The sequence below is a fragment of the Nocardioides mangrovicus genome (assembly GCF_003674065.1).
In the GTDB taxonomy this organism is placed as follows: domain Bacteria; phylum Actinomycetota; class Actinomycetes; order Propionibacteriales; family Nocardioidaceae; genus Marmoricola; species Marmoricola mangrovicus.
The window spans coordinates 177,636-199,816 of record NZ_RDBE01000008.1 but is presented as its reverse complement, the minus strand read 5'-3'; the positions used below and the strand labels follow the sequence as shown (position 1 = coordinate 199,816).

At 72.2% G+C, this 22,181-nt stretch carries 18 protein-coding genes and 1 pseudogene; 10 read left to right on the top strand and 9 right to left on the bottom strand.

The features are described from left to right. Positions 1–93 precede the first annotated feature (93 nt). Genes treZ through D9V37_RS13680 form a run of 4 tightly spaced genes read right to left on the bottom strand, consistent with a single transcriptional unit; the run spans position 94 to position 7,111 of the window. Entirely contained in the window at positions 94–1,818 is a 1,725-nt protein-coding gene (gene treZ, locus D9V37_RS13695) for a malto-oligosyltrehalose trehalohydrolase (RefSeq protein WP_121806730.1), read from the bottom strand. Further along, entirely contained in the window at positions 1,815–3,965 is a 2,151-nt protein-coding gene (gene treY / locus D9V37_RS13690; RefSeq protein ID WP_121806729.1) for a malto-oligosyltrehalose synthase, read from the bottom strand. Before treY ends, treZ begins: the two co-directional genes overlap by 4 nt. Further along, positions 3,962–6,166, bottom strand: coding sequence for a glycogen debranching protein GlgX (gene glgX, locus D9V37_RS13685; protein WP_121806728.1), 2,205 nt, complete (start codon positions 6,164–6,166; stop codon positions 3,962–3,964). The genes treY and glgX overlap by 4 nt, the downstream gene beginning before the upstream one ends. Before the next feature lie 36 nt (positions 6,167–6,202). Further along, positions 6,203–7,111: an NADP-dependent oxidoreductase gene (locus tag D9V37_RS13680; protein ID WP_121806727.1), complete on the bottom strand. Its 909-nt coding sequence runs from the start codon at positions 7,109–7,111 to the stop codon at positions 6,203–6,205. A gap of 63 nt (positions 7,112–7,174) precedes the next feature. Between D9V37_RS13680 and D9V37_RS13675 the strand changes: the two genes are divergently transcribed. Both D9V37_RS13675 and D9V37_RS13670 read left to right on the top strand, forming a co-directional pair. Continuing rightward, a complete protein-coding gene (locus tag D9V37_RS13675) occupies positions 7,175–7,960 on the top strand; it encodes an enoyl-CoA hydratase/isomerase family protein (protein ID WP_121806726.1) in 786 nt (261 codons plus the stop codon). Positions 7,961–7,976: 16 nt separating this feature from the next. Continuing rightward, positions 7,977–9,881 (top strand): ABC transporter ATP-binding protein, encoded by a 1,905-nt coding sequence (locus tag D9V37_RS13670; RefSeq protein WP_232524919.1) that lies wholly within the window; start codon positions 7,977–7,979, stop codon positions 9,879–9,881. 7 nt (positions 9,882–9,888) lie between these two features. On the opposite strand, the gene D9V37_RS13665 is transcribed toward D9V37_RS13670, so the two are convergent. Continuing rightward, positions 9,889–10,656, bottom strand: a complete 768-nt coding sequence (locus D9V37_RS13665; RefSeq protein ID WP_121806725.1) for an SURF1 family cytochrome oxidase biogenesis protein — start codon at positions 10,654–10,656, stop codon at positions 9,889–9,891. A 35-nt stretch (positions 10,657–10,691) separates the two neighbouring features. On the opposite strand from D9V37_RS13665, the gene moaA reads away from it, so the two are divergent. Beyond that, positions 10,692–11,687, top strand: coding sequence for a GTP 3',8-cyclase MoaA (gene moaA, locus D9V37_RS13660; RefSeq protein WP_121806724.1), 996 nt, complete (start codon positions 10,692–10,694; stop codon positions 11,685–11,687). Between the two features lie 79 nt (positions 11,688–11,766). On the opposite strand, the gene D9V37_RS13655 is transcribed toward moaA, so the two are convergent. Then, the gene (locus D9V37_RS13655; protein ID WP_121806723.1) at positions 11,767–11,958 is read right to left on the bottom strand and encodes an acetone carboxylase; all 192 of its coding nucleotides are present in this window, start codon (positions 11,956–11,958) and stop codon (positions 11,767–11,769) included. A gap of 198 nt (positions 11,959–12,156) precedes the next feature. Further along, a complete protein-coding gene (locus D9V37_RS13650) occupies positions 12,157–12,474 on the bottom strand; it encodes a DUF3099 domain-containing protein (RefSeq protein ID WP_121806722.1) in 318 nt (105 codons plus the stop codon). A gap of 63 nt (positions 12,475–12,537) precedes the next feature. On the opposite strand from D9V37_RS13650, the gene D9V37_RS13645 reads away from it, so the two are divergent. Genes D9V37_RS13645 through D9V37_RS13620 form a run of 6 tightly spaced genes read left to right on the top strand, consistent with a single transcriptional unit; the run spans position 12,538 to position 18,431 of the window. After that, positions 12,538–12,750 (top strand): dodecin, encoded by a 213-nt coding sequence (locus D9V37_RS13645; RefSeq protein ID WP_121806721.1) that lies wholly within the window; start codon positions 12,538–12,540, stop codon positions 12,748–12,750. Between the two features lie 55 nt (positions 12,751–12,805). Then, positions 12,806–13,510 (top strand): beta-ketoacyl-ACP reductase, encoded by a 705-nt coding sequence (locus D9V37_RS13640; RefSeq protein ID WP_198412547.1) that lies wholly within the window; start codon positions 12,806–12,808, stop codon positions 13,508–13,510. A gap of 1 nt (position 13,511) precedes the next feature. Then, positions 13,512–14,285 (top strand): enoyl-ACP reductase FabI, encoded by a 774-nt coding sequence (gene fabI, locus D9V37_RS13635; RefSeq protein WP_121806719.1) that lies wholly within the window; start codon positions 13,512–13,514, stop codon positions 14,283–14,285. Positions 14,286–14,293: 8 nt separating this feature from the next. After that, positions 14,294–15,871 carry a Mur ligase family protein gene (locus tag D9V37_RS13630; protein ID WP_232524918.1) on the top strand — a complete coding sequence of 526 codons (1,578 nt, stop codon included), beginning with the start codon at positions 14,294–14,296 and terminating at the stop codon, positions 15,869–15,871. Beyond that, positions 15,868–17,292 carry an MFS transporter gene (locus tag D9V37_RS13625; RefSeq protein ID WP_121806718.1) on the top strand — a complete coding sequence of 475 codons (1,425 nt, stop codon included), beginning with the start codon at positions 15,868–15,870 and terminating at the stop codon, positions 17,290–17,292. The genes D9V37_RS13630 and D9V37_RS13625 overlap by 4 nt, the downstream gene beginning before the upstream one ends. Then, the gene (locus D9V37_RS13620) at positions 17,289–18,431 is read left to right on the top strand and encodes a MalY/PatB family protein (RefSeq protein ID WP_121806717.1); all 1,143 of its coding nucleotides are present in this window, start codon (positions 17,289–17,291) and stop codon (positions 18,429–18,431) included. The genes D9V37_RS13625 and D9V37_RS13620 overlap by 4 nt, the downstream gene beginning before the upstream one ends. Positions 18,432–18,520: 89 nt before the next feature. Here D9V37_RS13620 and D9V37_RS13615 read toward each other — a convergent pair whose 3' ends face one another. Together D9V37_RS13615 and D9V37_RS13610 are read right to left on the bottom strand one after the other, a co-directional pair. Then, positions 18,521–19,645, bottom strand: a complete 1,125-nt coding sequence (locus D9V37_RS13615; RefSeq protein WP_198412542.1) for a beta propeller repeat protein — start codon at positions 19,643–19,645, stop codon at positions 18,521–18,523. 1 nt (position 19,646) lies between these two features. Continuing rightward, positions 19,647–21,176 (bottom strand): N-acetylmuramoyl-L-alanine amidase, encoded by a 1,530-nt coding sequence (locus D9V37_RS13610; protein ID WP_147455947.1) that lies wholly within the window; start codon positions 21,174–21,176, stop codon positions 19,647–19,649. A gap of 308 nt (positions 21,177–21,484) precedes the next feature. Between D9V37_RS13610 and D9V37_RS20275 the strand changes: the two are divergent. Continuing rightward, positions 21,485–22,181, top strand: a pseudogene (locus D9V37_RS20275) (hypothetical protein); the annotation flags it as partial.

The window sequence follows — 22,181 nt, the reverse complement described above, 5'->3', positions numbered from 1 at the left end:
CCCAGCTCGCTGGTCGAGCAACGCAGCCCATCGCGGTCGCCGGGGACGGGGGTTCCGGCGGACGCGGTGGGCTGCGGCACGTCCGCGACGGCGTCAGCCCCCGCCGAGCAGCGCGCCGCCGTGGCGAGGCAGGCTCAGCGTGCTGCCGCTGAGGATGGCGCCCGAGGCCGTGGCCACCAGCACGACGGCGGGCACGTCCTCGACGGTGACGGGGGAGTCCCCGAAGTTCACCACCAGCTCCAGGGCGCCGCGCCGCAGCCGGAACACCCGGTCATCGGCCGACGCCGTGAGCGCCGGGAACCGGGGGTCGGTGAGGTCGGCGTGCTCGCGCCGGATCTCGGCCAGCCGGCGGTAGAGCGCCAGCAACCGGGCGTGCTGTCCGCTCTGCAGCTCGGCCCAGTCCAGCTTCGAGCGCTCGAAGGTCATCGGGTCCTGCGGGTCGGGCACCACGTCGGGGTCCCAGCCCATCTGGGCGAACTCCTCGATGCGGCCCTTCGCGACCGCCTCGCCCAGCTCGGGCTCGGGGTGGCTGGTGAAGAACTGGAACGGCGTGGTGGCGCCCCACTCCTCGCCCATGAACAGCATCGGGGTGAACGGCGAGCACAGGTTGAGCAGCGCCGCACACCCGAGCTGGTCCTCGTCGAGGCTGGCGGTGAGCCGGTCGCCGCGCGCCCGGTTGCCGATCTGGTCGTGGTTCTGGGTGCACACCACCAGGCGCCAGGCCGGCATGTGGGCGACGTCGACGGGCTGGCCGTGGTCGGCCTCGCGGAACGAGCTCCAGGTGCCGTCGTGGAAGAAGCCCGCCTCACAGACCTTCACCAGCGCCTGCGGTGTGGCGAAGTCGCCGTAGTAGCTGTCGGTCTCGCCGGTCAGCGCGGTGTGCACCGCGTGGTGGAAGTCGTCGCTCCACTGCCCGTCGAGCCCGTAGCCGCCGCCCTCGCGCGGTCGCACCAGCACGGTGTCGTTGAGGTCGGACTCCGCGATCAGCGTCAGCGGCCGGCCCAGGTGCGCGGCGAGCACACCGGTCTCGGTGGCCATCTCCTCCAGGATGTGGCCGGGGGCGTCGTCCACCAGTGCGTGCACCGCGTCGAGCCGCAGCGCGTCGACGTGGAAGTCGCTGAACCACATCGCGGCGTTGTCCAGGACGTAGCGACGCACCTCGGGCTGGGTGAGGTCGACGTGCTCGCCCCAGGTGTTGCGCCCCTCGCTGGAGAGGTAGGGACCGAACTTCGGCAGGTCGTTGCCGCTGGGGCCGAGGTGGTTGTAGACGACGTCCTGCACCACGCCGATGCCGGCCGCGTGGGCGGCGTCGACGAAGCGCTGGTAGGCCGCCGGGCCGCCGTACGCCTCGTGGACGGCGTACCAGAGGACGCCGTCGTAGCCCCAGTTCCACTCGCCGTTGAAGGCGTTGACCGGCATCAGCTCGACCAGGTCGACCCCGATGGAGACGAGGTGGTCGAGGCGGCCGATCGCCGCGTCGAGGGTGCCCTCGGCGGTGAAGGTGCCCAGGTGCAGCTCGTAGAGGACCGACCCCGCCAGCTGGCGCCCCGTCCAGGCCTGGTCGGTCCAGCCGAAGGCCGTGGCGTCGAAGGTACGCGAGGGCTCGTGCACGCCGTGGGGCTGGCGCCGCGACCGCGGGTCGGGCCACGGCGTCGGGTCGTCGTCGACGAGGTAGGCGTAGTCGACCTCGCCGGGCGGCACCTCGCCGGCCGGCGTCCACCAGTCGCCCTCGCCGCGGGTCATGTCGACCACGCCGTCGCCGACTCTGAGCCGCACCCGCGACGGTAGCGGCGCCCAGACGTCGAACCGGCCCCTCATGCCCGCTCCAGCAGCGCCACCGGGTACGTCGCCAGCAGGTCGGCCAGCCGCACCCGCCCACCCCACGACGACCCGGTGAGGGTGTCGACGCAGTCGGGCAGCTCGATCTCGGTGTCGCCCCACCCGGAGGCGCCCAGGCCCAGCGGCAGCCGGGTGACCACCGTGATCGCACCGCCCCGGTCGAAGGCGAGCACGTGGTCGGCGGCGCTGCCGCCGGCCACGAGCGGGGTGTAGCCGCCGAACAGCTCGGGCCGGTCGCGGCGCAGCGTCAGCGCGCGGTGGGCGACCAGCAGCTTGGCCACGGCAGGGTCGTCGAGGGAGTCGGAGAGGTGGGCCGCGGCCCCGTCGCGCACCGCCGCCAGCAGCTCGGCCCGGTGCGCGAAGTCGACCGGACGTCGGTTGTCGGGGTCGACCAGGCTCTGCTCCCACAGCTCGCTGCCCTGGTAGACGTCGGGCACACCGGGGACGGTCAGCGTCAGCAGCTTCGCGGCCAGCGCGTTGCTCCAGCCGGGCCCGGCCACGCGCTCGAGCACCTCGTCGAGCACGAGGCGCACCTCGCGGTCCTCGTACGCCGCATCGACGGCGCGGTGCACGGCCCGCTCGTAGTCCTCGTCGGGGTCGAGCCAGCCGGTATGGTCGCCGGCCTCGCGCATCGCCTTCTCGACGTAGGCGTGCATCCGGTCCGCGGAGATCGGCCAGGCACCCACCACGGCCTGCCAGACCAGGTCGGCGAAGCCGGCGTCGGGCATCGGCGCCAGCCGCTGCAGCCGGGAGAGCACGTCGTCCCAGGCCGGCACCATCTCCGCTAGGACCGCGATCCGGGCGCGGGTGTCCTCTCCGCGCTTGGTGTCGTGGGTGGTCGAGGTGGTCATCGCATCGGGCCGCTCGCGCTGCCGCTCGGCCATCCGCCGGTGGAACTCCTCAAGGCTCAACGAGACCACCGACGGGTCGCCGCCCACCTCGGTGAGCGAGGTCAGCCGGGCGTAGCGGTAGAACGCACAGTCCTCCACGCCCTTGGCCATCACCATGCCCGAGGTCTGCTGCAACCGCAGCGCCGCCGGGTGCGAGGCGTCCGAAAGCAGCGGCTCCAGGTCGTCGAAGGGGAGGTCGGGCCGACGGCGGCGCGCCTGCGCGAAGGCCTGATCCAGGTGCTCGCGACCCTCGGGCAGGTAGGAGCGGTAGACGGGGAAGCAGGCCAGGAGCTCGGCCACGGCATCCTCAAGAGCCGACGCGGGGTGAGCAGGTGCGCCAGCACCGTCTCGCAACCCGTCGGTCCTCAGCTCGCGCACGATCCGGGCCACTTCGGGGTGCAGCGCCCCGTCGGCCACCTCGCGCTTCGTGTCGTGGATCAGCTCGTGCCAGTCCGTCGCGGGCCGGGCGGCCACCGCGGGGTCGGTGAGCACCCGGTCGATGGCGGCCAGCGCCTCGTACCCGGTGGTGCCCGCCGTCGCCCAATCCGCCGGGAGCACCTCGCCCTCCTCCAGGATCTTCTCGACCAGCACGTACGGCGAACCCGTCGCGGCCGCCAGGTCGTCGAGGTAGGCGCGCGGGTCGCGCAGGCCGTCGGGGTGGTCGATCCGCAGCCCGTCGACGAGGTCCTCGGCGAACCACCGCTCGATCTCGCCGTGGGTGGCCGCGAAGACGCCCTCGTCCTCCACGCGCACGCCGGCCAGACCGCTGACGGTGAAGAATCGGCGGTAGTTCAGGTCGCCGCCGTTCTCGGCGTCGGGCAGCACCAGCCGGCCCTGCCCGTAGGCCCAGTCGACGTCGAAGTGGCCGGCGACGGGCGAGGCCTCACCGGACTTCAGGAGCGAGGCCCACCAGGCGTTCTGGCCGACCTCCTCGCCGGGCGACTCCACGCCGAGGTGGTTGGGCACGACGTCGACCAGCACGCCCATCCCGAGCTCTCGCGCCTGCGCGGACACCGCGGCCAGGCCGTCGGGCCCGCCACGTGAGGCGTCGACCACCGACGGGTCGACGACGTCGTAGCCGTGGCTGCTGCCCGCTTCGGCCTGCAGCACGGGGGAGAGGTAGACCCAGTCGACGCCGAGGTCGTGCAGGTAGGGGAGCAGCCGGGCGGTGGCGAACAGGTCGAACTCGGCGGTGACCTGGATGCGATAGGTCGAGGCTGGGGCCGGACCGGTCATGAGTTCTGCTGCTCGGCCTTCTCGGCCGCCCGTTTCGCGCTGGCGATGGAGGAGGCCAGGGAGGCCTCGACCGACACGTCGGGCACCTCATCGGGCTCGGTGGCCTCCCGCAGCACGATCGCGCTCCCCGCGGCGAGCTCGATCGCGGAACCCGCCTCGTGCCCGGTGCTGGTGCCGTCGGCGGTGTCGAGCACGACATCCCAGGCCGTGGCGTACTCCTCGGCCGGCAGGGTGACGGTGGCGGGCTCGGTGGCGGCGTTGAAGTAGAGCAGGAAGTGGTCGTCGACGATCCGCTCGCCGCGGGCGTCGGGCCCGGCGATCCCCTGACCGTTGAGGTACATCCCGATCGCCCTGGCGTCCTCGGCGGTCCAGTCGTCGTCCTCCATCGGCCGGCCGTCGGGGTGCAGCCAGACGATGTCGTTGAGCCGGTCGTCGCCAGTGCGCACCGTCGTACCGGTGAAGAAGCGCTTGCGGTGGAAGGTGGGATGCGAGCGGCGCAGCTTGACCAGCGCCGCGGTGAAGGCGATGAGCGGCTCGTCGGCGTTCTCCCAGTCCATCCAGGAGATCTCCGAGTCCTGGGCGTAGGTGTTGTTGTTGCCGCCCTGCGTGCGTCCCAGCTCGTCGCCGTGCAGGATCATCGGCACGCCCTGGCTCAGCAGCAGCGTCGTCAAGAAGTTGCGTTGCGCGCGGGCCCGGGCCTCGAGGATGTCGGTGTCCTCGGTCGGGCCCTCCTCGCCGTGGTTCCACGAGCGGTTGTGGCTCTCGCCGTCGTTGTTGTCCTCGCCGTTGGCCTCGTTGTGCTTGTCGTTGTAGGAGACCAGGTCGCGCAGGGTGAAGCCGTCGTGGGCGGTGACGAAGTTGATGCTGGCGAAGGGGCGCCGCCCGGAGTGCTCGTACAGGTCGCTGGACCCGGCGAGTCGACTCACGAAGTCGCCCAGGGCCGGTTCGCCTCGCCAGAAGTCGCGCACGGTGTCGCGGTACTTGCCGTTCCACTCGGTCCACTGCGCCGGGAAGTTGCCCACCTGGTAACCACCGGGACCGACGTCCCAGGGCTCGGCGATCAGCTTGACCTGGCTGACCACCGGGTCCTGCTGCACGAGCTCGAAGAAGGTGGCCAGCCGGTCGACGTCGTAGAACTCGCGCGCCAGCGCCGACGCGAGGTCGAAGCGGAAACCGTCGACGTGCATCTCGGTGACCCAGTACCGCAGCGAGTCCATGATCAGCTGCAGCGAGTGCGGGTGCCTGACGTTGAGCGAGTTCCCGGTACCGGTGTAGTCCATGTAGTACTGCTGGTCGTCCTCGACCAGCCGGTAGTAGGCCGGGTTGTCGATGCCCTTGTAGCTGAGCGTCGGGCCGAGGTGGTTGCCCTCCGCGGTGTGGTTGTAGACGACGTCGAGGATCACCTCGATCCCGGCCTGGTGGAGCGCCTTGACCATCTGCTTGAACTCCTGCACCTGCTGGCCGTTGCTGCGGCTCGCGGCGTACTCGCGGTGCGGGGCGAGGAAGGCCAGGGTGTTGTAGCCCCAGTAGTTGCGCAACCCCTTCTCCAGCAGCGTGTTGTCCTGCACGAACTGGTGCACGGGCATCAGCTCGATGGCCGTCACGCCGAGACGGGTCAGGTGGTCGGTGACCGCGGGGTGCGCCAGGCCGGCGTAGGTGCCGCGCAGCTCCTCGGGCACGTCGGGGTGGAGCTGGGTGAGCCCCTTGACGTGGGCCTCGTAGATGACCGACTCGTTGTAGGGCACGCGCAGCCGGCGGTCGCCCTCCCAGTCGAACCACGGGTTGGTGACGACGCCGAGGGTCATGTGCGGCCCCGAGTCCGCGTCGTTGCGCTGCTCGGGGTCGTCGAAGTCGTAGCCGAACAGCGAGGGGTCCCAGTCGATCTCGCGGTCGGTGGCCTTCGCGTACGGGTCCAGCAGCAGCTTGTGCGGATTGCAGCGCAGCCCCTGCTGCGGGTCGTAGGGGCCGTCCACGCGGTAGCCGTAGCGCTGGCCGGGCTGCACCTGGGGCAGGTAGCCGTGCCACACGTGGGCGTCGACCTCGCGCAGCGGGACCTGCTGCTCGGACCCATCGGCGTCGAACAGGCACAAGGTGACCTGCTCGGCCACCTCGCTGAACAACGCGAAGTTGGTGCCGTTGCCGTCGTAGGTGGCGCCCAGGGGATAGGGCTCGCCCGGCCAGACCGCGGTTTCGTTGCTCATTGGCACGATCCAACCACAGCGGCGGGACCGCCGACCTCAGTCGTGGGGGTGTAGCACGATCTTGCCGCGGGTGCGGCGCTCGGCCAGCTCGGTGTAGGCCTCGCGCACCTGCTCCAGCGGGTAGCTCGCGGCGATCTCGACGCCCACCTCACCCGAGGCCATGAGCCCGAGCAGCACGGCGAGGGTGTCGGCGGAGGTGCTCTGGTAGCCGAAGACGACCGTGGCCGCGTTGTGCTGGGCGGCCTCGAAGTCGGCGATGGTCACCACGCGGTCGGTCAGCTGCAGCCCGAGGTCGGTGTAGCCGGCGCCGAAGCAGTCCAAGAAGACGTCGACGCCGTGGGGGTCGCCGGCCAGCCGGCCGGCCAGGTCCTCGCCGCGGTTGACCGGCTCGACGCCGATGCTGCGCAGGTAGTCGTCGTTGTCCGGGCCGGCCACGCCGAGCACCCGCACCCCGTCGTGCACCAGCACCTGGCTCAGGATCGCGCCCACGCCGCCCGCGGCCGCGGTGACGACGGCGGTCTCGCCGCGCTGCGGGGAGACCGCGTCGCGCATCGCGTACGCGGTGCCGCCGGCGACGTAGAGGCTGCCCGCCTGGTCCCACGAGACCTCCGCAGGACGACGGGTCAACTGGTGCGCCGGCACCGCGACCTGTTGCGCCTGGGCCGCGCGGGCGTCGGTCCAGCCCGCCACCTCGTCGCCCACCTGCCAGGTCGAGACGCCACCGCCTACAGCGACGACCCGGCCGGCCAGGTCGCTGCCCTGGCCCATCGGGAAGGAGTAGGCGTCCGAGGGCGCCCCGCCGGTGCGGATCATGATCTCGCCGGGGTTGATGGAGGTGGCCAGCACCTCGACGACCACCTCGTCGGCCCCGGGCCGTGGCTCCTCGAGGTCGCGGACCTCGAGGACGTCGACGTCGCCGAACCGGTCGAACCTGACTGCGCGCATGAGGCGGGAAGCCCGCCGCGCCTGCCGATATTCCTGTCGGACCCGGGTGGCAGAGTTCGCCGCATGCTCCCCGACGCCGACACCCTGGCCCGCGCCGGCCTGGCCGTGACCGTGGCCGGCGAGGTCCTCACCGTGACCCTCGACCGCCCGGCCAAGCGCAACGCGATGACGCCCGGCATGTGGCACGCGCTGGCCGACGTCGGGGCGGCGCTGCCGGCCGAGGTCCGTGTGGTGGTGGTCAAGGGGGCCGGGGAGGCGTTCTCGGCCGGGCTGGACCGGGCCATGCTCACCCCCGAGGGCCCCGAGGGGGAGTCGGGGTTCGGCGAGCTGCTGGCCCACACCGACGAGGAGGTGCGCGCGGAGATCTCCCGGTACCAGGACGGCTTCGTGTGGCTGGCCGACCCTCGCATCGTGTCGATCGCGCAGGTGCACGGCTACGCCATCGGCGGCGGCTTCCAGCTGGCGCTGGCCTGCGACCTGCGGGTCGTGGCCGACGACGTCCGGTTCGCGATGCGCGAGCCCGCGCTGGGCATGGTGCCCGACCTGGCGGGAACAAAGCCGCTGGTGAGCGCGGTTGGGTATGCGCGGGCACTGGAGATCTGCGCCACCAGCCGCTTCGTCGCCGCCACCGAGGCCCAGGCGATCGGGCTGGTCAACCAGGTGGTGCCGAAGGACGAGCTCGACACCACCGTGGCGGGCCTGGTCACGGCGCTGCTGGCCAACCCGCACGACGCGGTGGCCGGCACCAAGGCACTGCTGCAGGGGGCCGGCGTGCGGTCGCTGACCGAGCAGCGCGAGGCCGAGCGCACCGCGCAGGTGCCGCTGCTGAGACGCCTGGCCGGGGGATGACGACGAGGAGGTACCGATGAGCGTGACGCGACCGCCGGTCGGCATGGGCGGCCCGCTGGGCCGCGGGTACCGCACCGACCGCTCCGCCGTCGACGCCAAGCTGAGCCGGCGCACCGTGCGCCGCGTCGTCGCCTTCGCCGCCCCCCACCGTCCGGTCATCGCCGGCTTCCTGGCCGTCACCGTCCTCGACGCCGCCATCGTCGTCGTCAACCCGCTGCTGATCCGCCACCTGATCGACGACGGCATCTTGCGCAAGGACGGCTCGGTGGTCACCTGGCTGGCCGTCGTCATGGTCCTGGTCTCGCTGGTCGACGCCAGCTTCAGCATCGTGCTGGGCTGGTTGTCCTCGCGCATCGGCGAGGGCCTGATCTACGACCTGCGCACCCGCGTCTTCGCCCACGTGCAGCGGATGTCGCTGGCCTTCTTCACCCGCACCCAGACCGGCGCGCTGGTCTCGCGGCTGAACAACGACGTCATCGGCGCCCAGCGGGCCTTCACCTCGGTGCTCTCCAGCGTCGTGTCGAACTCGATCAGCCTCCTCGTGGTCGGCATCACCATGCTGGCGCTGTCGTGGCAGGTGACGCTGCTGTGCCTGGTCACCTTCCCGATCCTGTTCCTGGCCTCGCGCTGGGTCGGCGCACGGCTGGCCGGACTCACCCGCGAGCAGATGAACGGCAACGCCGACCTCGGCAACGTCATGACCGAGCGGTTCAACGTCGGCGGCGCGTTGCTGCTCAAGCTGTTCGGCCGCCGCGAGGAGGAGGACGACCTCTACGACCAGAAGGCCGCGGTGGTGCGCGACCTGGGGGTGAGGATCACCGTCGTCTCCCGTGTCTTCTACGCCGCGATGGTGCTGGTGCCGTCGCTGGCCACGGCGCTGGTCTACGGCGTCGGCGGCCACCTGGCGATGTCCGGTGCGCTCTCGGTGGGCACGCTGCTGGCGCTGGCCACGCTGCTGCTGCGTCTGCTCGGCCCGATCCAGGGGCTCTCCAACGTCCGGGTCGACGTGATGACCGCGCTGGTCAGCTTCGACCGGGTCTTCGAGGTGCTCGACCTGCCCTCCACCGTGCAGGAGAAGCCCGGGGCCGTGGCCCTGCCGGCCGACTCGACGGTGGTCGAGTTCGACGACGTGCGCTTCCGCTACCCGCTGGCCGACGAGGTGTCCCTGGCCTCGCTGGAGACGGTCACCCGGCGCGAGAGCGCCGACAACGCCGAGGTCCTGCGTGGCGTGTCGTTCCGCGCCGAGCCCGGCCAGATGGTGGCGCTGGTCGGCCCGTCGGGGGCCGGCAAGACCACCATCACCCACCTGATGGCGCGGCTCTACGACGCCACCGGCGGTGCGGTGCGGGTCGGGGCGCCGGACGGTGAGCTGGTCGACGTGCGCGAGGTGACCCTGCAGTCGCTGGAGGACGTCGTCGGCTACGTCACCCAGGACGCGCACATGTTCCACGACACCATCCGGGCGAACCTGCGCTACGCCCGACCCTCGGCCGACGACCAGGACATCTGGGACGCGCTGGCCGCCGCCCAGGTGGCCGACCTGGTGCGTGGACTGCCCGACGGTCTCGACACCGTCGTCGGCGACCGCGGCTACCGGCTCTCCGGTGGCGAGCGGCAGCGGCTGGCCATCGCCCGGCTGCTGCTCAAGGCGCCGCCGGTGGTGGTGCTCGACGAGGCCACGGCCCACCTGGACTCCGAGTCCGAGCACGCGGTCCAGCGGGCGCTGGACGAGGCGCTGGTCGGGCGCACGTCGCTGGTCATCGCCCACCGGCTCTCCACCGTGCGGCAGGCCGACCAGATCCTGGTCGTCGACGCCGGCCGCGTGGTCGAGCACGGCACGCACGCCGAGCTGCTGGCCGCCGGTGGTCTCTACGCCGACCTCTACCGGACCCAGTTCGCCGGCGACGAGGCGGCGGTCTGATCGGCGATCAGCCCACCTCGGCCCCGGCCCGCTCCCTCTCCTCGCTGGGCCGGGTCGCCCGGCGTTGCCTGAGCTCGTCCCAGGCGAGGTAGCAGAACCCGCCGACCGCCAGCAGCGCGAAGAACCACCACTGCAGGCCGTAGAAGAAGTGCGGCCCGTCGTTGATGGCGGGCAGCTCCGGGCCCCGCAGGTGCACCGCGGGGGTCGGCGCCTGGTCGGTGAGCATGACGAAGCCGCGGTAGACCCGGTGACCCGTCGCCCGGCCGATCTCGAGGCTCGAGAGCGCGCGCGTCTGCAGGTCGTGCACGGTGGCCGCTCCGCCGGTGGCGTCCACGCGCGCGTAGCCGGTGACCGTGACCTGCCCGGTGGTCGCCGTGGGCGTGCGCGGGCGCTCCTGGCCGTTGTTCTGGGTGACCATCCAGCCGCGGTCGACCACCACCGCCCGGCCCGAGGAGGTGACGAGCGGGGTGACGACGTCGACGCCCGGGTTCTCCTTGCGGGTCTGGTACTTCAGCACCACCGTGTGCCGGTCGTCCCAGCGTCCGGTGATGGTGACCCGGCGCCACTCGTCGGCCTCGGGCAGCGCGCGACCCACCGGGAGCACCTCGTCGGCCGGCAGCGGGGCGGCGGCGAGGTTGGTGACGATGGTGCGGTTCTCGCTGCGCCGCTCGTCGAGACGGTGGAACTGCCACACACCGAGCCGCCAGGCCACGACCGCGAGCACCGCGACGGCCAGGAAGAAGCCGAGCCAGCGCCGCGAGAGCAGGAATCCCACGCCTTGAGGCTATGGCAGACACCTAGGGTGGGTTCATGAGCACTGGTCTGAGCGACGGCTACGGCAGGGTCGCGACCGACCTGCGGGTCTCGTTGACCGACCGCTGCAACCTGCGCTGCAGCTACTGCATGCCGGCCGAGGGGCTGGACTGGCTGCCCGGCGAGGACGTCCTCACCGACGACGAGGTGGTCCGGCTGGTCACCATCGGCGTCGAGCGGCTGGGCATCCGCGAGGTCCGCTTCACCGGCGGCGAACCCCTCCTGCGTCGGGGCCTGCCCGACATCGTCCGGCGCACCGCCGCCCTCGCGCCGCGACCGGAGGTCTCCATCACCAGCAACGGGCTCGGGCTCAAGCACACCGCTGCCGCGTTGGCCGAGGCCGGCTTGGATCGGGTGAACATCAGCCTCGACACGGTGCGCCCGGAGACCTTCGCCGCCATCACCCGTCGCGACCGCCTCGAGGACGTCCTGGCCGGCCTGCGCGCGGCGTACGACGCCGGGCTGCGGCCGGTGAAGGTCAACGCGGTGCTGCTGCGCGGCGTCAACGACGACCAGGCCGCCGAGCTGCTGACCTGGTGCCTCGAGCACGACTACGACCTGCGCTTCATCGAGCAGATGCCGCTGGACGCCCAGCACGACTGGAGCCGCACCGCGATGGTCACCGCCGAGGAGATCCTCGACGCCCTCGAGCAGAGCTTCGTGCTCACCCCGGCCCACACCCCGCGGGGGAGCGCCCCGGCCGAGCTCTTCCACGTCGACGGCGGCCCGCAGACGGTCGGCGTCATCGCGTCGGTGACCCGCCCCTTCTGCGGCGACTGCGACCGCGTCCGCCTCACCGCCGACGGCCAGGTCCGCAACTGCCTCTTCGCCCGCGAGGAGTCCGACCTCCGTGCCGCCCTGCGCGCCGGCGCCGCCGACGACGAGCTGGCCCAGCGCTGGCGCTTCGCCATGCACGGCAAGCGCCCCGGCCACGGGATCGACGACGAGACCTTCCTCCAGCCGACCCGTCCGATGTCGGCCATCGGCGGCTAGCTGCCCCGGCAGCGGTGCGCCAGACCGGGAACCCGGTCACCCGAACCCGGTCCGACTTACCGCCACCCCAGGGCCCGACTTAGGTCTCGGCCGGGTGCGGCTCCACCTCGCGCAGGAAACCCCGCGCCGTCAGGAAGTCCGAGAGCGAGGTGCGGTGCTCCTCGCAGGCCAGCCAGACCTTGCGACGCTCGGGGATGTGGAGCTTGGGGTTGTTCCAGCGCAGCTCCCACTGGGCGGGGAGCTGACAGCCACGGGCGGAACAGATGTCCACTCACGCCTCCGGCCACACTCCTGAAAAAAAGGGGAGTGCCGGACGACTACGGGGGGGAGTCGTCCGGCACTCAGCACACATCCGGACGGGGGAGACCGGACGTGATGGCTCGATTCTTGCATGACCCCGCGTCCAGACCAACAAACCCGTGAGGGTGATCTGTTTCGGCGTGTCGCCGTCGCGGTGTGCCCGGTGGGCTCAGGTGTGGCGCTGGGCGCCCGGCGGCAGCTGCGGGTACTGGTCGCGGCCCGGACCGGGGGACTCGGGGCCCGCGCCGGGCAGCTGGGGGCTGGCGGCGTTGGCCATCACCACGGCGACGTAGGGCAGCACGATCGCGCCGGCCACCAAAGTCCAGCGCACCCAGCCCTGCGTGACGATCGCGCCGACGAAGCACATCGTGCGCAGGGCCATCGAGAACAGGTAGCGGCGCTGGCGGATCCGGATGTCGACGTCGCGGCTGGGCGCGGCCGAGGTGATCTCGACGACGCCCTCGTCACGGCGCGCACCCTTCGCCATGCCACCGACCCTACGTCGGCACCGGCGGCCACCGTTCAGCCCCAGGGGTGAGACGCTGCGCGCATGACAGATCGCACCTACCGCCTCACCGAGATCGTCGGCACGTCCACCGACGGCATCGACCAGGCCATCCGCAACGGCGTCGAGCGGGCGTCGCGGACCCTGCGCCACCTCGACTGGTTCGAGGTCACCGGCGTGCGGGGTCAGGTCAAGGACGGCACCGTCGAGCACTACCAGGTCAGCATGAAGCTCGGCTTCCGGCTCGAGGATGACTAGGTACCGGTGAGTAGTCGATAGCGTCGCGTCGGTGAGCGAGGAACAAGTCAGCCCCGTGAAGAGGTCGGTGCTCGTCACCGGCGGCAACCGCGGGATCGGGCGGGCCATCGCCGAGGCCTTCGTGGCGCAGGGCGACGCGGTCGCGGTGACCACGCGCAGCGGCGAGGCGCCCGAGGGTGCCTACGGCGTGGCGTGCGAGCTGACCGACCCGGCGAGCGTCGACGCCGCCTTCAAGGCCACCGAGGAGCACCAGGGTGCGCCGGAGGTACTGGTCGCCAACGCCGGCATCACCCGCGACACGCTGCTGCTGCGGATGAGCGAGGACGACTGGTCGCAGGTCATCGAGACCAACCTGACCGGGTCGTTCCGGCTGGTGAAGCGGGCCTCGCGCACGATGCTCCGGGCGCGCAAGGGCCGGATCGTGCTGGTGTCCTCGGTCGTGGGCCTGCTGGGCTCTCCGGGGCAGGTCAACTACGCGGCGTCCAAGGCGGGTCTGGTGGGCATGGCCCGCTCGCTGACGCGCGAGCTGGGCGGTCGCGGCATCACCACCAACGTCGTGGCGCCGGGCTACGTCGAGACCGACATGACCGCCGGGCTCCCCGAGGAGCAGCAGGCGTCGTACAAGCAGCAGATCCCGCTCCAGCGGTTCGCCAGCCCGGCCGAGGTCGCCTCGGTGGTCACCTGGCTGGCCTCCGACGGCGCGGCGTACGTGACGGGGGCCGTCATCCCCGTCGACGGTGGACTGGGAATGGGGCACTGAGATGACAGGCATCCTGGACGGCAAGAAGATCCTGGTCGCGGGCGTGACCATGGACAGCTCCATCGGCTTCGCCACGGCACGCGTGGCACAGGAGCAGGGCGCGCAGGTGGTGGTCTCCAACTTCGGCCGCGCGCTGGGCATCACCAAGCGGATCGTCAACCGGCTGCCCGAGCCGGCGCCGGTGATCGAGCTCGACGTCACCGACGAGGAGCACCTGGCCCGGCTGCCCGAGGCGCTCGGCGAGCACGTCGACTCACTCGACGGCGTCGTGCACTCCATCGCCTACGGCAATCCCGAGACGCTGCTGGGTGGCAAGTTCCTCGGCGGTCCGTGGGCCGACGTCGCGCAGGCGGTACAGGTCTCGGCCTACTCGCTGATGTCGTTGACGCAGGCGTGCGCGCCGCTGATGAAGGACGGCGGTTCGGTGGTCGGGCTGACCTTCGACGCCAGCGTCGCCTGGCCCGCCTACGACTGGATGGGCGTGGCGAAGGCCGGCCTGGAGTCGTGCTCGCGCTACCTGGCGCGCGACCTCGGCTCGCAGGGCATCCGGGTCAACCTGGTCTCCGCCGGACCGCTGAAGACCCTGGCCGCCAAGGCCATCCCGGGCTTCGAGGACCTCGAGGCGATGTGGGGCAGCCGCTCCCCACTGGGCTGGGACAACACCGACCAGACGCCCACCGCGAAGGCCGTCGTCGCGCTGCTCTCGGACTTCTTCCCCGCCACCACCGGCGAGATCGTGCACGTCGACGGCGGCTTCCACGCGATGGGTGCTTGAGTACGGGGGTGACCTCCCTCGTCGAGCTGCGGATCCTGGAAGGGCCCAACCTCTACTTCCCGCGCGCCGCGGTGAAGCTGACGCTCGACGTCTCGGCCCTGCTCGGCGAGGACGCGGGCGGGCTGCAGCAGCGCAAGGCCGCCCGACGCGTCGAGCAGCTGGTGCGCCGCATCGCCCGCGAGGCCGGCACCAGCCGCCTCGGCGTGCGGGTGCGACCCACTCCCGACCCGCACGTGCTGGTGGTGGCCTACCCCTGGCGGCGGCGCGAGCGCGGCCGGGTGCTGGGCGAGGCGGTGGCCGCGGTGCTCGACGGCGGCGACGAGGCCGCCGCGGTGCAGCGGGTGCGCGACACCGAGCCGGGGCCGGGCCCGACCACGATCCGCCCTAAGGTCCCGGTGGTGGCCATCACCGGCACCAACGGCAAGACGACCACCTCGCGGATGGTCGCGCACGTGGCGCGGCAGGCCGGCAAGCACGTCGGCTGGTCGAGCACCGACGGCATCTACGTCGACGGCGAGCTGGTCGAGGCCGGCGACTACTCCGGTCCTAGCGGAGCCGGCCGGGTGCTGGCGCGTCCCGAGGTGGAGTTCGCGGTGACCGAGACCGCCCGCGGCGGCATCCTGCTCAAGGGCATCGGCGTGCAGCACAACGACGTCTCGGTGGTCACCAACGTCACCGCCGACCACCTGGGGCTCCAGGGCATCGACACCGTCGACCAGCTGGCCGAGGTCAAGGGCGTCGTCGCGCGCATCACCAAGAAGTCCGGCTGGGCGGTGCTCAACGCCGACGACCCGCGCGTGCTCGCGATGCGCACCACCACGCCGGCTCAGCCGTGGGTGTTCACCCGCGACCCCGACTCGCCCGCCGTCCGCGAGGTGCTGGCCGCCGGCGGCCGGGCCACCACCGTCATCGACGGCTGGGTCACCGTGCTCGTGCCGGGGGAGGAGCCCGACCCCCTGGTGCGGGTGGCCGACGTGCCGATGACGTTGGGAGGGCTGTCGCGGTTCAACGTCGAGAACACCCTCGCCGCGGCCTCGGCGGCGCTGGGCGCCGGGCTTCCGCGCGAGGCCGTCGTGACCGGCCTGCGGACCTTCCAGCCCGACGTCGAGCACAACTTCGGGCGGCTCAACATGTGGCGTCTGCCCGAGGGTCCCGTCGTGGTGATGGACCTCGCGCACAACGAGGCCGGCCTCGAGGGCCTGCTGGAGGTGCTGCGCGGGCTCGCCGACCGCTCCTCGCCTCCCGGCCGCGTGCTGCTCGGCCTCGGCGCCGTCGGCGACCGTACCGACGAGCTGATCACCAACCTGGGCGAGATCGCCGCGAAGGGCGCCGACGTGGTGGCCATCGGCCACAAGCAGCGCTACCTGCGCGGTCGCGTGCCTGAGGAGATGGACGTTCTGATGCGCGCCGGTGCCGAGCGGGTCGGGGTGAGCGGCCTGGCGGCGTACCCCACCGAGCTGGAGTCGCTGCAGGCGCTGGTGGAGGTAGCGCGACCCGGTGACGTCGTCGGCCTGATGTGTCACGCCGAGCGCGTCGAGGTCGTGGCCTGGGTGACCGGCCTGGGCGGCGTGACCTACACACCGTGACCGAGGAGCCGCTGTCCCGCAGCGAGCACCGTGGCCGGCTGACGCTGGCCGCGGTCACGATCGGCTCGGGCATCGCCATCCTCGACGGGTCGGTGGTCAACATCGCCATCCGCTCGATCGGCGAGGACCTGCATGCCTCGCTGGCCCAGCTGCAGTGGGTGGTCAACGGCTACCTGCTGGCGCTGGCGTCGCTGATCCTGGTCGGCGGCGCACTCGGCGACCGGCACGGCCGGCGCCGGGTGTACGTCATCGGCATGGTCGGCTTCGCCGCCTGCAGCCTGCTGTGCTCGGTGGCGCAGAACCCCGACCAGCTCGTCGGCGCGCGGGTGCTGCAGGGCGTGTTCGCCGCCCTGCTCACCCCGGGCGCGCTGGCGATCATCGAGAGCAGCTTCCGGCGCGAGGAGCGGGCGGCCGCGATCGGCACCTGGGCGGGCGTCTCGGGCATCACCACGGCGCTGGGCCCGTTCGTCGGCGGCTACCTGCTCGACCACGGTGGCTGGCGCTGGATCTTCCTGATCAACCTGCCGCTGTGCCTGGTCGTGGTGGTGCTGTGCCGGTGGGTGCCGGAGTCCTGTGCCGAGGACGAGGGCGAGACGCCGCCCCACTTCGACGTCCGGGGTGCCGTCCTGGGCGTGGTGGCGCTCGGCCTGGTGACCTACGCACTCACCGCCGGCCGGGCGGGAGACCCGGTGGTGGTGTGGACGACCGGTCTGGTCGGGGCCGTGGCCGCGGTCGCCTTCGTGCTCGCCGAACGCCACCCGGGGGCGATGGCGCCGGCGGCGCTGTTCACCTCGCGGGTGTTCTCCGCCGCGAACCTGATGACGTTCCTGGTCTACGGCGCGCTCGGCTCGGTGTTCTTCCTGCTCGTCCTGCAGCTGCAGGTGACGGCCGGTTTCTCCGCCTTCGAGGCGGGGCTGGCCACGCTGCCGCTGACGATCGTGATGCTGCTGCTCTCCTCGCGGTTCGCGGCGCTCGCCGCGCGCACCGGACCGCGGCTGCCGATGAGTCTGGGACCGCTGGTCTGCGCCGCGGGCGTGCTGCTGCTCCTCGGCGTCGGCGCGGGCACCTCCTACTGGACCGGGGTGCTGCCGGGCATGCTGGTCTTCGCGCTCGGCCTCTCCGGGCTGGTCTCGCCGCTCACCGCAGCGGTGCTCGCCGCCGCGCCAGACCGCTACGCCGGTGCGGCCAGCGGGGTCAACAACGCCGTCTCGCGAGCGGGTTCGTTGCTGGCGGTGGCCGCGCTGCCGGCGGCAGTGGGGCTCAGCGGCGCCGACTACCAGCGGCCCGAGGTGCTGACCCACGGGTTCCAGCGCGGCATGGTTGTGTGCGCGGTGCTGCTGGTGCTCGGCGGCACCGTGTCCTTCGTCGGGCTGCGGCGGCTGCCCGACGACGTCGCCGACGCGACCCGGGAGGATGCATGAGGATCGACCACGACGAGATGCGGGCCCGCCGCAACCGCAAGTGGAGCACCTACGCCGACGACGTGCTGCCGGCCTGGGTGGCCGAGATGGACCTGCCCACCGACCCGGTGGTGCTCAGCGCGCTGCACGCCGCGGTCGACGACGAGCGGCTGGGCTACCCACCGCGCGACGACCTCACCGACGTGCCCGACGCCGTCGTCGACTGGTACCGCAACCGCTACGACGGCGAGCCCCCGGACCCTGCCCATGTCCACCTCGTCCCCGACGTGCTCAAGGGCGTCGAGCTGGGCATCGAGCACTACGCGGCACCCGGCTCGGCGGTGGTGCTGCCTACCCCGGCCTACATGCCGTTCTTCGGGGTCTGCGCGAACGCCGGGCGCGAGGTCGTGGAGGTGCCCCTGGTCGAGGCGGGTCTCGACCTCGACGCCATCGACACGGCCCTGGCGCAGGGTGCGGGCACCGTGGTGCTGTGCCATCCGCACAACCCGACCGGCCGGGTCTTCGACGTGGAGAACCTGCGCGGCCTGGCCGAGATCGTCGAGCGGCACGGCGCGCGGGTGGTCTCCGACGAGGTGCACGGGCCGATCGTCTACGACGACGAGCACGTGCCGTACGCCTCGGTCTCGGCGGCCGCGACCGGGCACACCCTCACCGTGACGGCCGCGTCGAAGGCCTGGAACCTCCCCGGCTTGAAGTGCGCGGTGGCCATCACCCACTCCGAGGCCGACCTGGCAACCTGGGAGCGGATCCCGGTGCTGCGCACGGAAGGCACCTCCTCGCTGGGCATCGCGGCCACCGAGGCGGCGTTCGTGCGGGGCGGCCCCTGGCTCGACGAGACCATCGCCTTCCTCGACGAGAACCGCACCTGGTTCGCCGAGCTGCTGGCCGAGCGGCTGCCCGACGTCGGCTACACCCCGCCCGCGGCGACGTACTTCGCGTGGCTGGACTGCCGGGCGCTCGACCTGCCAGACGAGCCGGCCGCCTGGTTCCTCGAGAACGCGGGGGTCGCGGTCAACCCTGGTCCACCGTTCGGTCGTGCCGGGGAGGGGTTCGTACGCGTCAACCTGGCCACCTCGCAGGAGATGCTCGAGGAGCTGGTGGCACGGATGTCGAGAAGCCTCGACCGGCTCCGTCCCTGAGGTGAGCACACCCACCGACGAGGGAGGACCGAGATGACGTACTTGCTGACCCGCCTCACCCGGCAGCCCGCCCGGCTGCGCGGCTGAGGTCAGCCGCGTCCGACCCGGCCGTTGCCGCCCGCCGCCCAGCACACGCCGTCGCGGGTGCAGGTCAGCGCGTGGAAGCCGGTCGTGGAGACCAGCGTCCAGGTGTGGCCGCCGTCGCGGCTCAGGCTGGTGCCCATCGTGGTGCCCGACTCGCCGGTGACCAGCACCGAGTCGCGGGTGCCGGGCAGCCAGGCGGCGGCCTCGCCGAGGTGGGTGAGGCTGCCGACCTTGTGCCAGGACCGGCCGTCGAGGGTCCGTGCCACCGCGTCCGTGCCGTTCGTCGGGTTCGAGAAGTCGCCACCGACGGCGATGCCCTGGCGCCCCCTCTCGTGGCGGCCGGCGCGGAACGCGAGGCCGAACACGCCGGCGGCGTCGCCGGGCGCGATGGTGGAGTCGGTGGCGCGCCAGGTGCGGCCCAGGTCGGTGCTGTGGAAGATCTGCGCGGCCGTTCCGCCGCCGCCGAACCACGCGTCGTGGCCCGCCGTCACGAGGCAGTCGCCGCTGGCCGCGAACCCGAACTGACCCTCGGCGCTCGGCATGCCGTCGCCGGGCAGCACGTGCCAGGACCGGCCGCCGTCGACCGAGCGCGCGATCTGGAACTTCCCGTCGACCGGGTCGCTGACCGCGAGCCCGACCTTCCCGCCGGGGTAGAAGGACAAGCAGTCGTAGAAAGCGGCGGGGTCGGCGTTGGTGAAGGCTTGCGTCCAGTGCCGTCCGCCGTCGTAGGTGCGGTAGATGCGCGACGCCGTGCCCTCGCCGATGGCCAGCACCGCGGCGCCGTCGCGGCCCAGCGCCTCGACGTCGCGGAAGGCCAGACCGTCGGTGTCGGGCGGGCTGACGTCGCGCCAGTGCCGGCCGCCGTCGGTGGTGCGGTAGACCGTGCCGGGTCCGCCGTCGGTCAGGCTCTGTCCGGCCACCCACGCCGTCCGGCTGTCCACCGCGGCCAGGCCGCGGAAGCTCTGCGTGGCGTCGACCGTCGTGGTGTGCCAGGCGAAGGAGCGCTGGTGGTGCCGGCCGTGCGCCACCGCCGTGGGCGCGAGCGTCAGCGCGCCCAGCACTGAGGCCAGCGCCGTGACCAGCACTGTGACCACCAGGGCGGGGACGGGGACGAGGAGACGGCGCCGCACGTCAGCGCCTGGCCAGCTGGACATCGGCCGCGGGCACGAAGAGCTGCCGGTGCCCGGCCCAGACCTGGTAGTACCGCGTCGCCCCGACGACGTCGACCCGCTGTCCGGGACCGTCGGCGAAGGAGGTGGCGTGGTAGTAGTCGGTCTGGATGCCGCCGTCGGCGAGCACGTAGCGCTGCCCGGGCTGCAGCACGTACTGCAGCGGCGTCACCGCCTGCACGTCGCTGGCGGGGATGGTGGAGGGGTAGGCCGTGGCCTCCGGGTAGGCCCGGCCGTAGGTCGGCGTCGAGGCGACCGCCGGGCTGACCGTGACCCCGTGGGAGTGCACCAGCACGGGGTGGCGCGGGGCGTTGCGGATCCAAGCGAGCTGGCCCAGCCACCAGACGCCCACCCAGTGCCCGTGGGTGGCGGCCACGGCCAGCTTCGCGCCGGCCGTGGCGCGGGCGCCGACGTCGGCGATGTCGGTGGTGGCCGGGGTGCTGCGGATGCCGGCGTCGACCACGAGCGGCGACGAGAGGCTCGGCTGCTGGTGGAGGTAGACGAAGTCGGTCGGCTGCCGCCGGCACGCGTGGCCGGAGCCCTGGGCGTCGCAGCCCGTGACGGGCTGCCGGTTGTGGGCGAAGCCGGGCACCACGGTGACGACCTGGCCGTCACGGAAGCTGCTCCGCTTGGCGGCGCGCTTCGCCTTGGCCGCGGCGTGCGTGCCGCCGATGGGGTGGCCGAGGAGCGAGAAGTAGTGCTCCCAGTCGAAGAACGGTCCCGGGTCCCAGTGCATCCCGGCGACGGTGCTGGGGGTGGTGCCCGGCACCTGGTCGTGGCCGATGATGTGCGCCCGGTCGATCGGGATGTGGTACTGCCGCGCCAGCCGCTTCACCAGCTTCGCCGACGTCCGGTACATCTTCTCCGTGTAGTAGTGCTGGCCGCGGGCGGCGAAGCCGGTGTGCTCGATGCCGATCGAGTGCATGTTGACGTACCAGTTGCCGGCCTGCCAGGCGACGTCCTTGGTCGGCACGTGCTGCAGCACCTTGCCGTTGCGGGAGTTGATCGTGTACTGCCAGGAGATGTACGTCGGGTCCTTGATCAGCTGCTTGTCCGTCGCGAAGGTCGCCTCGCTGTCGTGGATGACGATGTAACGGATGTTCGGGCTGCCGGCGTTCGGACGGTTCGCCAGGTCGTGGTTGCCGTAGTTCGTCGGGTCGGCCGGGTCGTTCTGCTGGTACGGCGCCCCGAACCACCGGCACAGCAGCTTCGCCGGGCAGTCCAGGTAGGGCGAGCTCTCCGCGGTGGCGGACGTCGTGCCCGCACGGGCCGTGCCGGGCTCACAGCTCGCCGTGCTGCGGGTGAGTCCCTTGCCGGCCAGGCCGAGAGCGGCGGGGTGGCAGTCGGCCGACCGGGCGGCACCAGGGGCAGCACCAGGGGCGGCGGAGGCCGGGACGGTCGCTGCGACGCCCGCGGACACGCAGGCGACGGCGGTGGTGAGCGTGAGGACGGCGCGGGCGCGACGGAACGACAGCAACGAGACCAACGACATGGGCAGCACCCTCCGAGATAGGGACCCCCCGATCTTGCACCACGTGAGGCGATGTGCGAAAGATCCTTGCGCCGTGCCGTCCTGGAACGAGTACTGCGAAGAGCACTGCTCTCGGCCGGGAGCGCCGGTCTGCCGGGCGGGTCCGACGGAGTTTCGCTCCTGCCCGAATCGTGTTGCCAGGCCGCGCACAGCCACCTTGAGTGCTCACGTCACCCGTTGCAGGAGGAACCGTGAGCACTCATCGTCGAATGACTCGACCCACCGCTCGACCCGACGGATCAGGACGCCCCCGCTGGTGGCGAGTCGCCATGAGCCTCATGGCGGCGCTGCTGCTGGCCGGTGTGGGGACGGGTCTGGGAGCCGGGGCGGCGTCGGCTGCTCCCTCGCCGGTGAGCGCACCGACGGTCCACCTCTACGCCTCGAGCGTGAACGTGCGCCACGGCGGCTCGGCCTGCAACTCCAGTCCCAGCACGTCGACCTGCACGACCGTCGGCGCCACGCTGAACGCGGGGAACCAGAAGGCCCTGTGCCAGCGCGCCGGCCAGACGATCTCCGACGGCGGCTACTCCTCGAAGTACTGGACGTGGGTGGCGCTCTCGAGCGGCTCCGGGTGGGTCTCGAACGTCTACATCACCGGTAATGCGCACCTGGCGAACGTGCCGGACTGCCAGAGTGGCGACCCCGCCTCGGTCCACGTGTACGCCACCAGCGTCAACGTGCGGCATGGCGGGACGACGTGCAACAACAACCCGTCAGTGGCGAACTGCCCGACGGTGGGCGCGACGATCCAGCCCTCGACGATCACCGCTTTGTGCCAGCAGAGCGGCGCCACCGTCAGCGACGGCGGCTACACCTCGAAGTACTGGACCTGGGTCGTCCTGCCGTCCACCTCCGGCTTCGTGTCCAACGTCTACATCACCGGTGACGCGCACCTGGCGGGCGTGCCCGACTGCGCCAAGACGAACGTCCCCGGCGCGCCGACCGGCGTCATCGCTACGGCCGGGA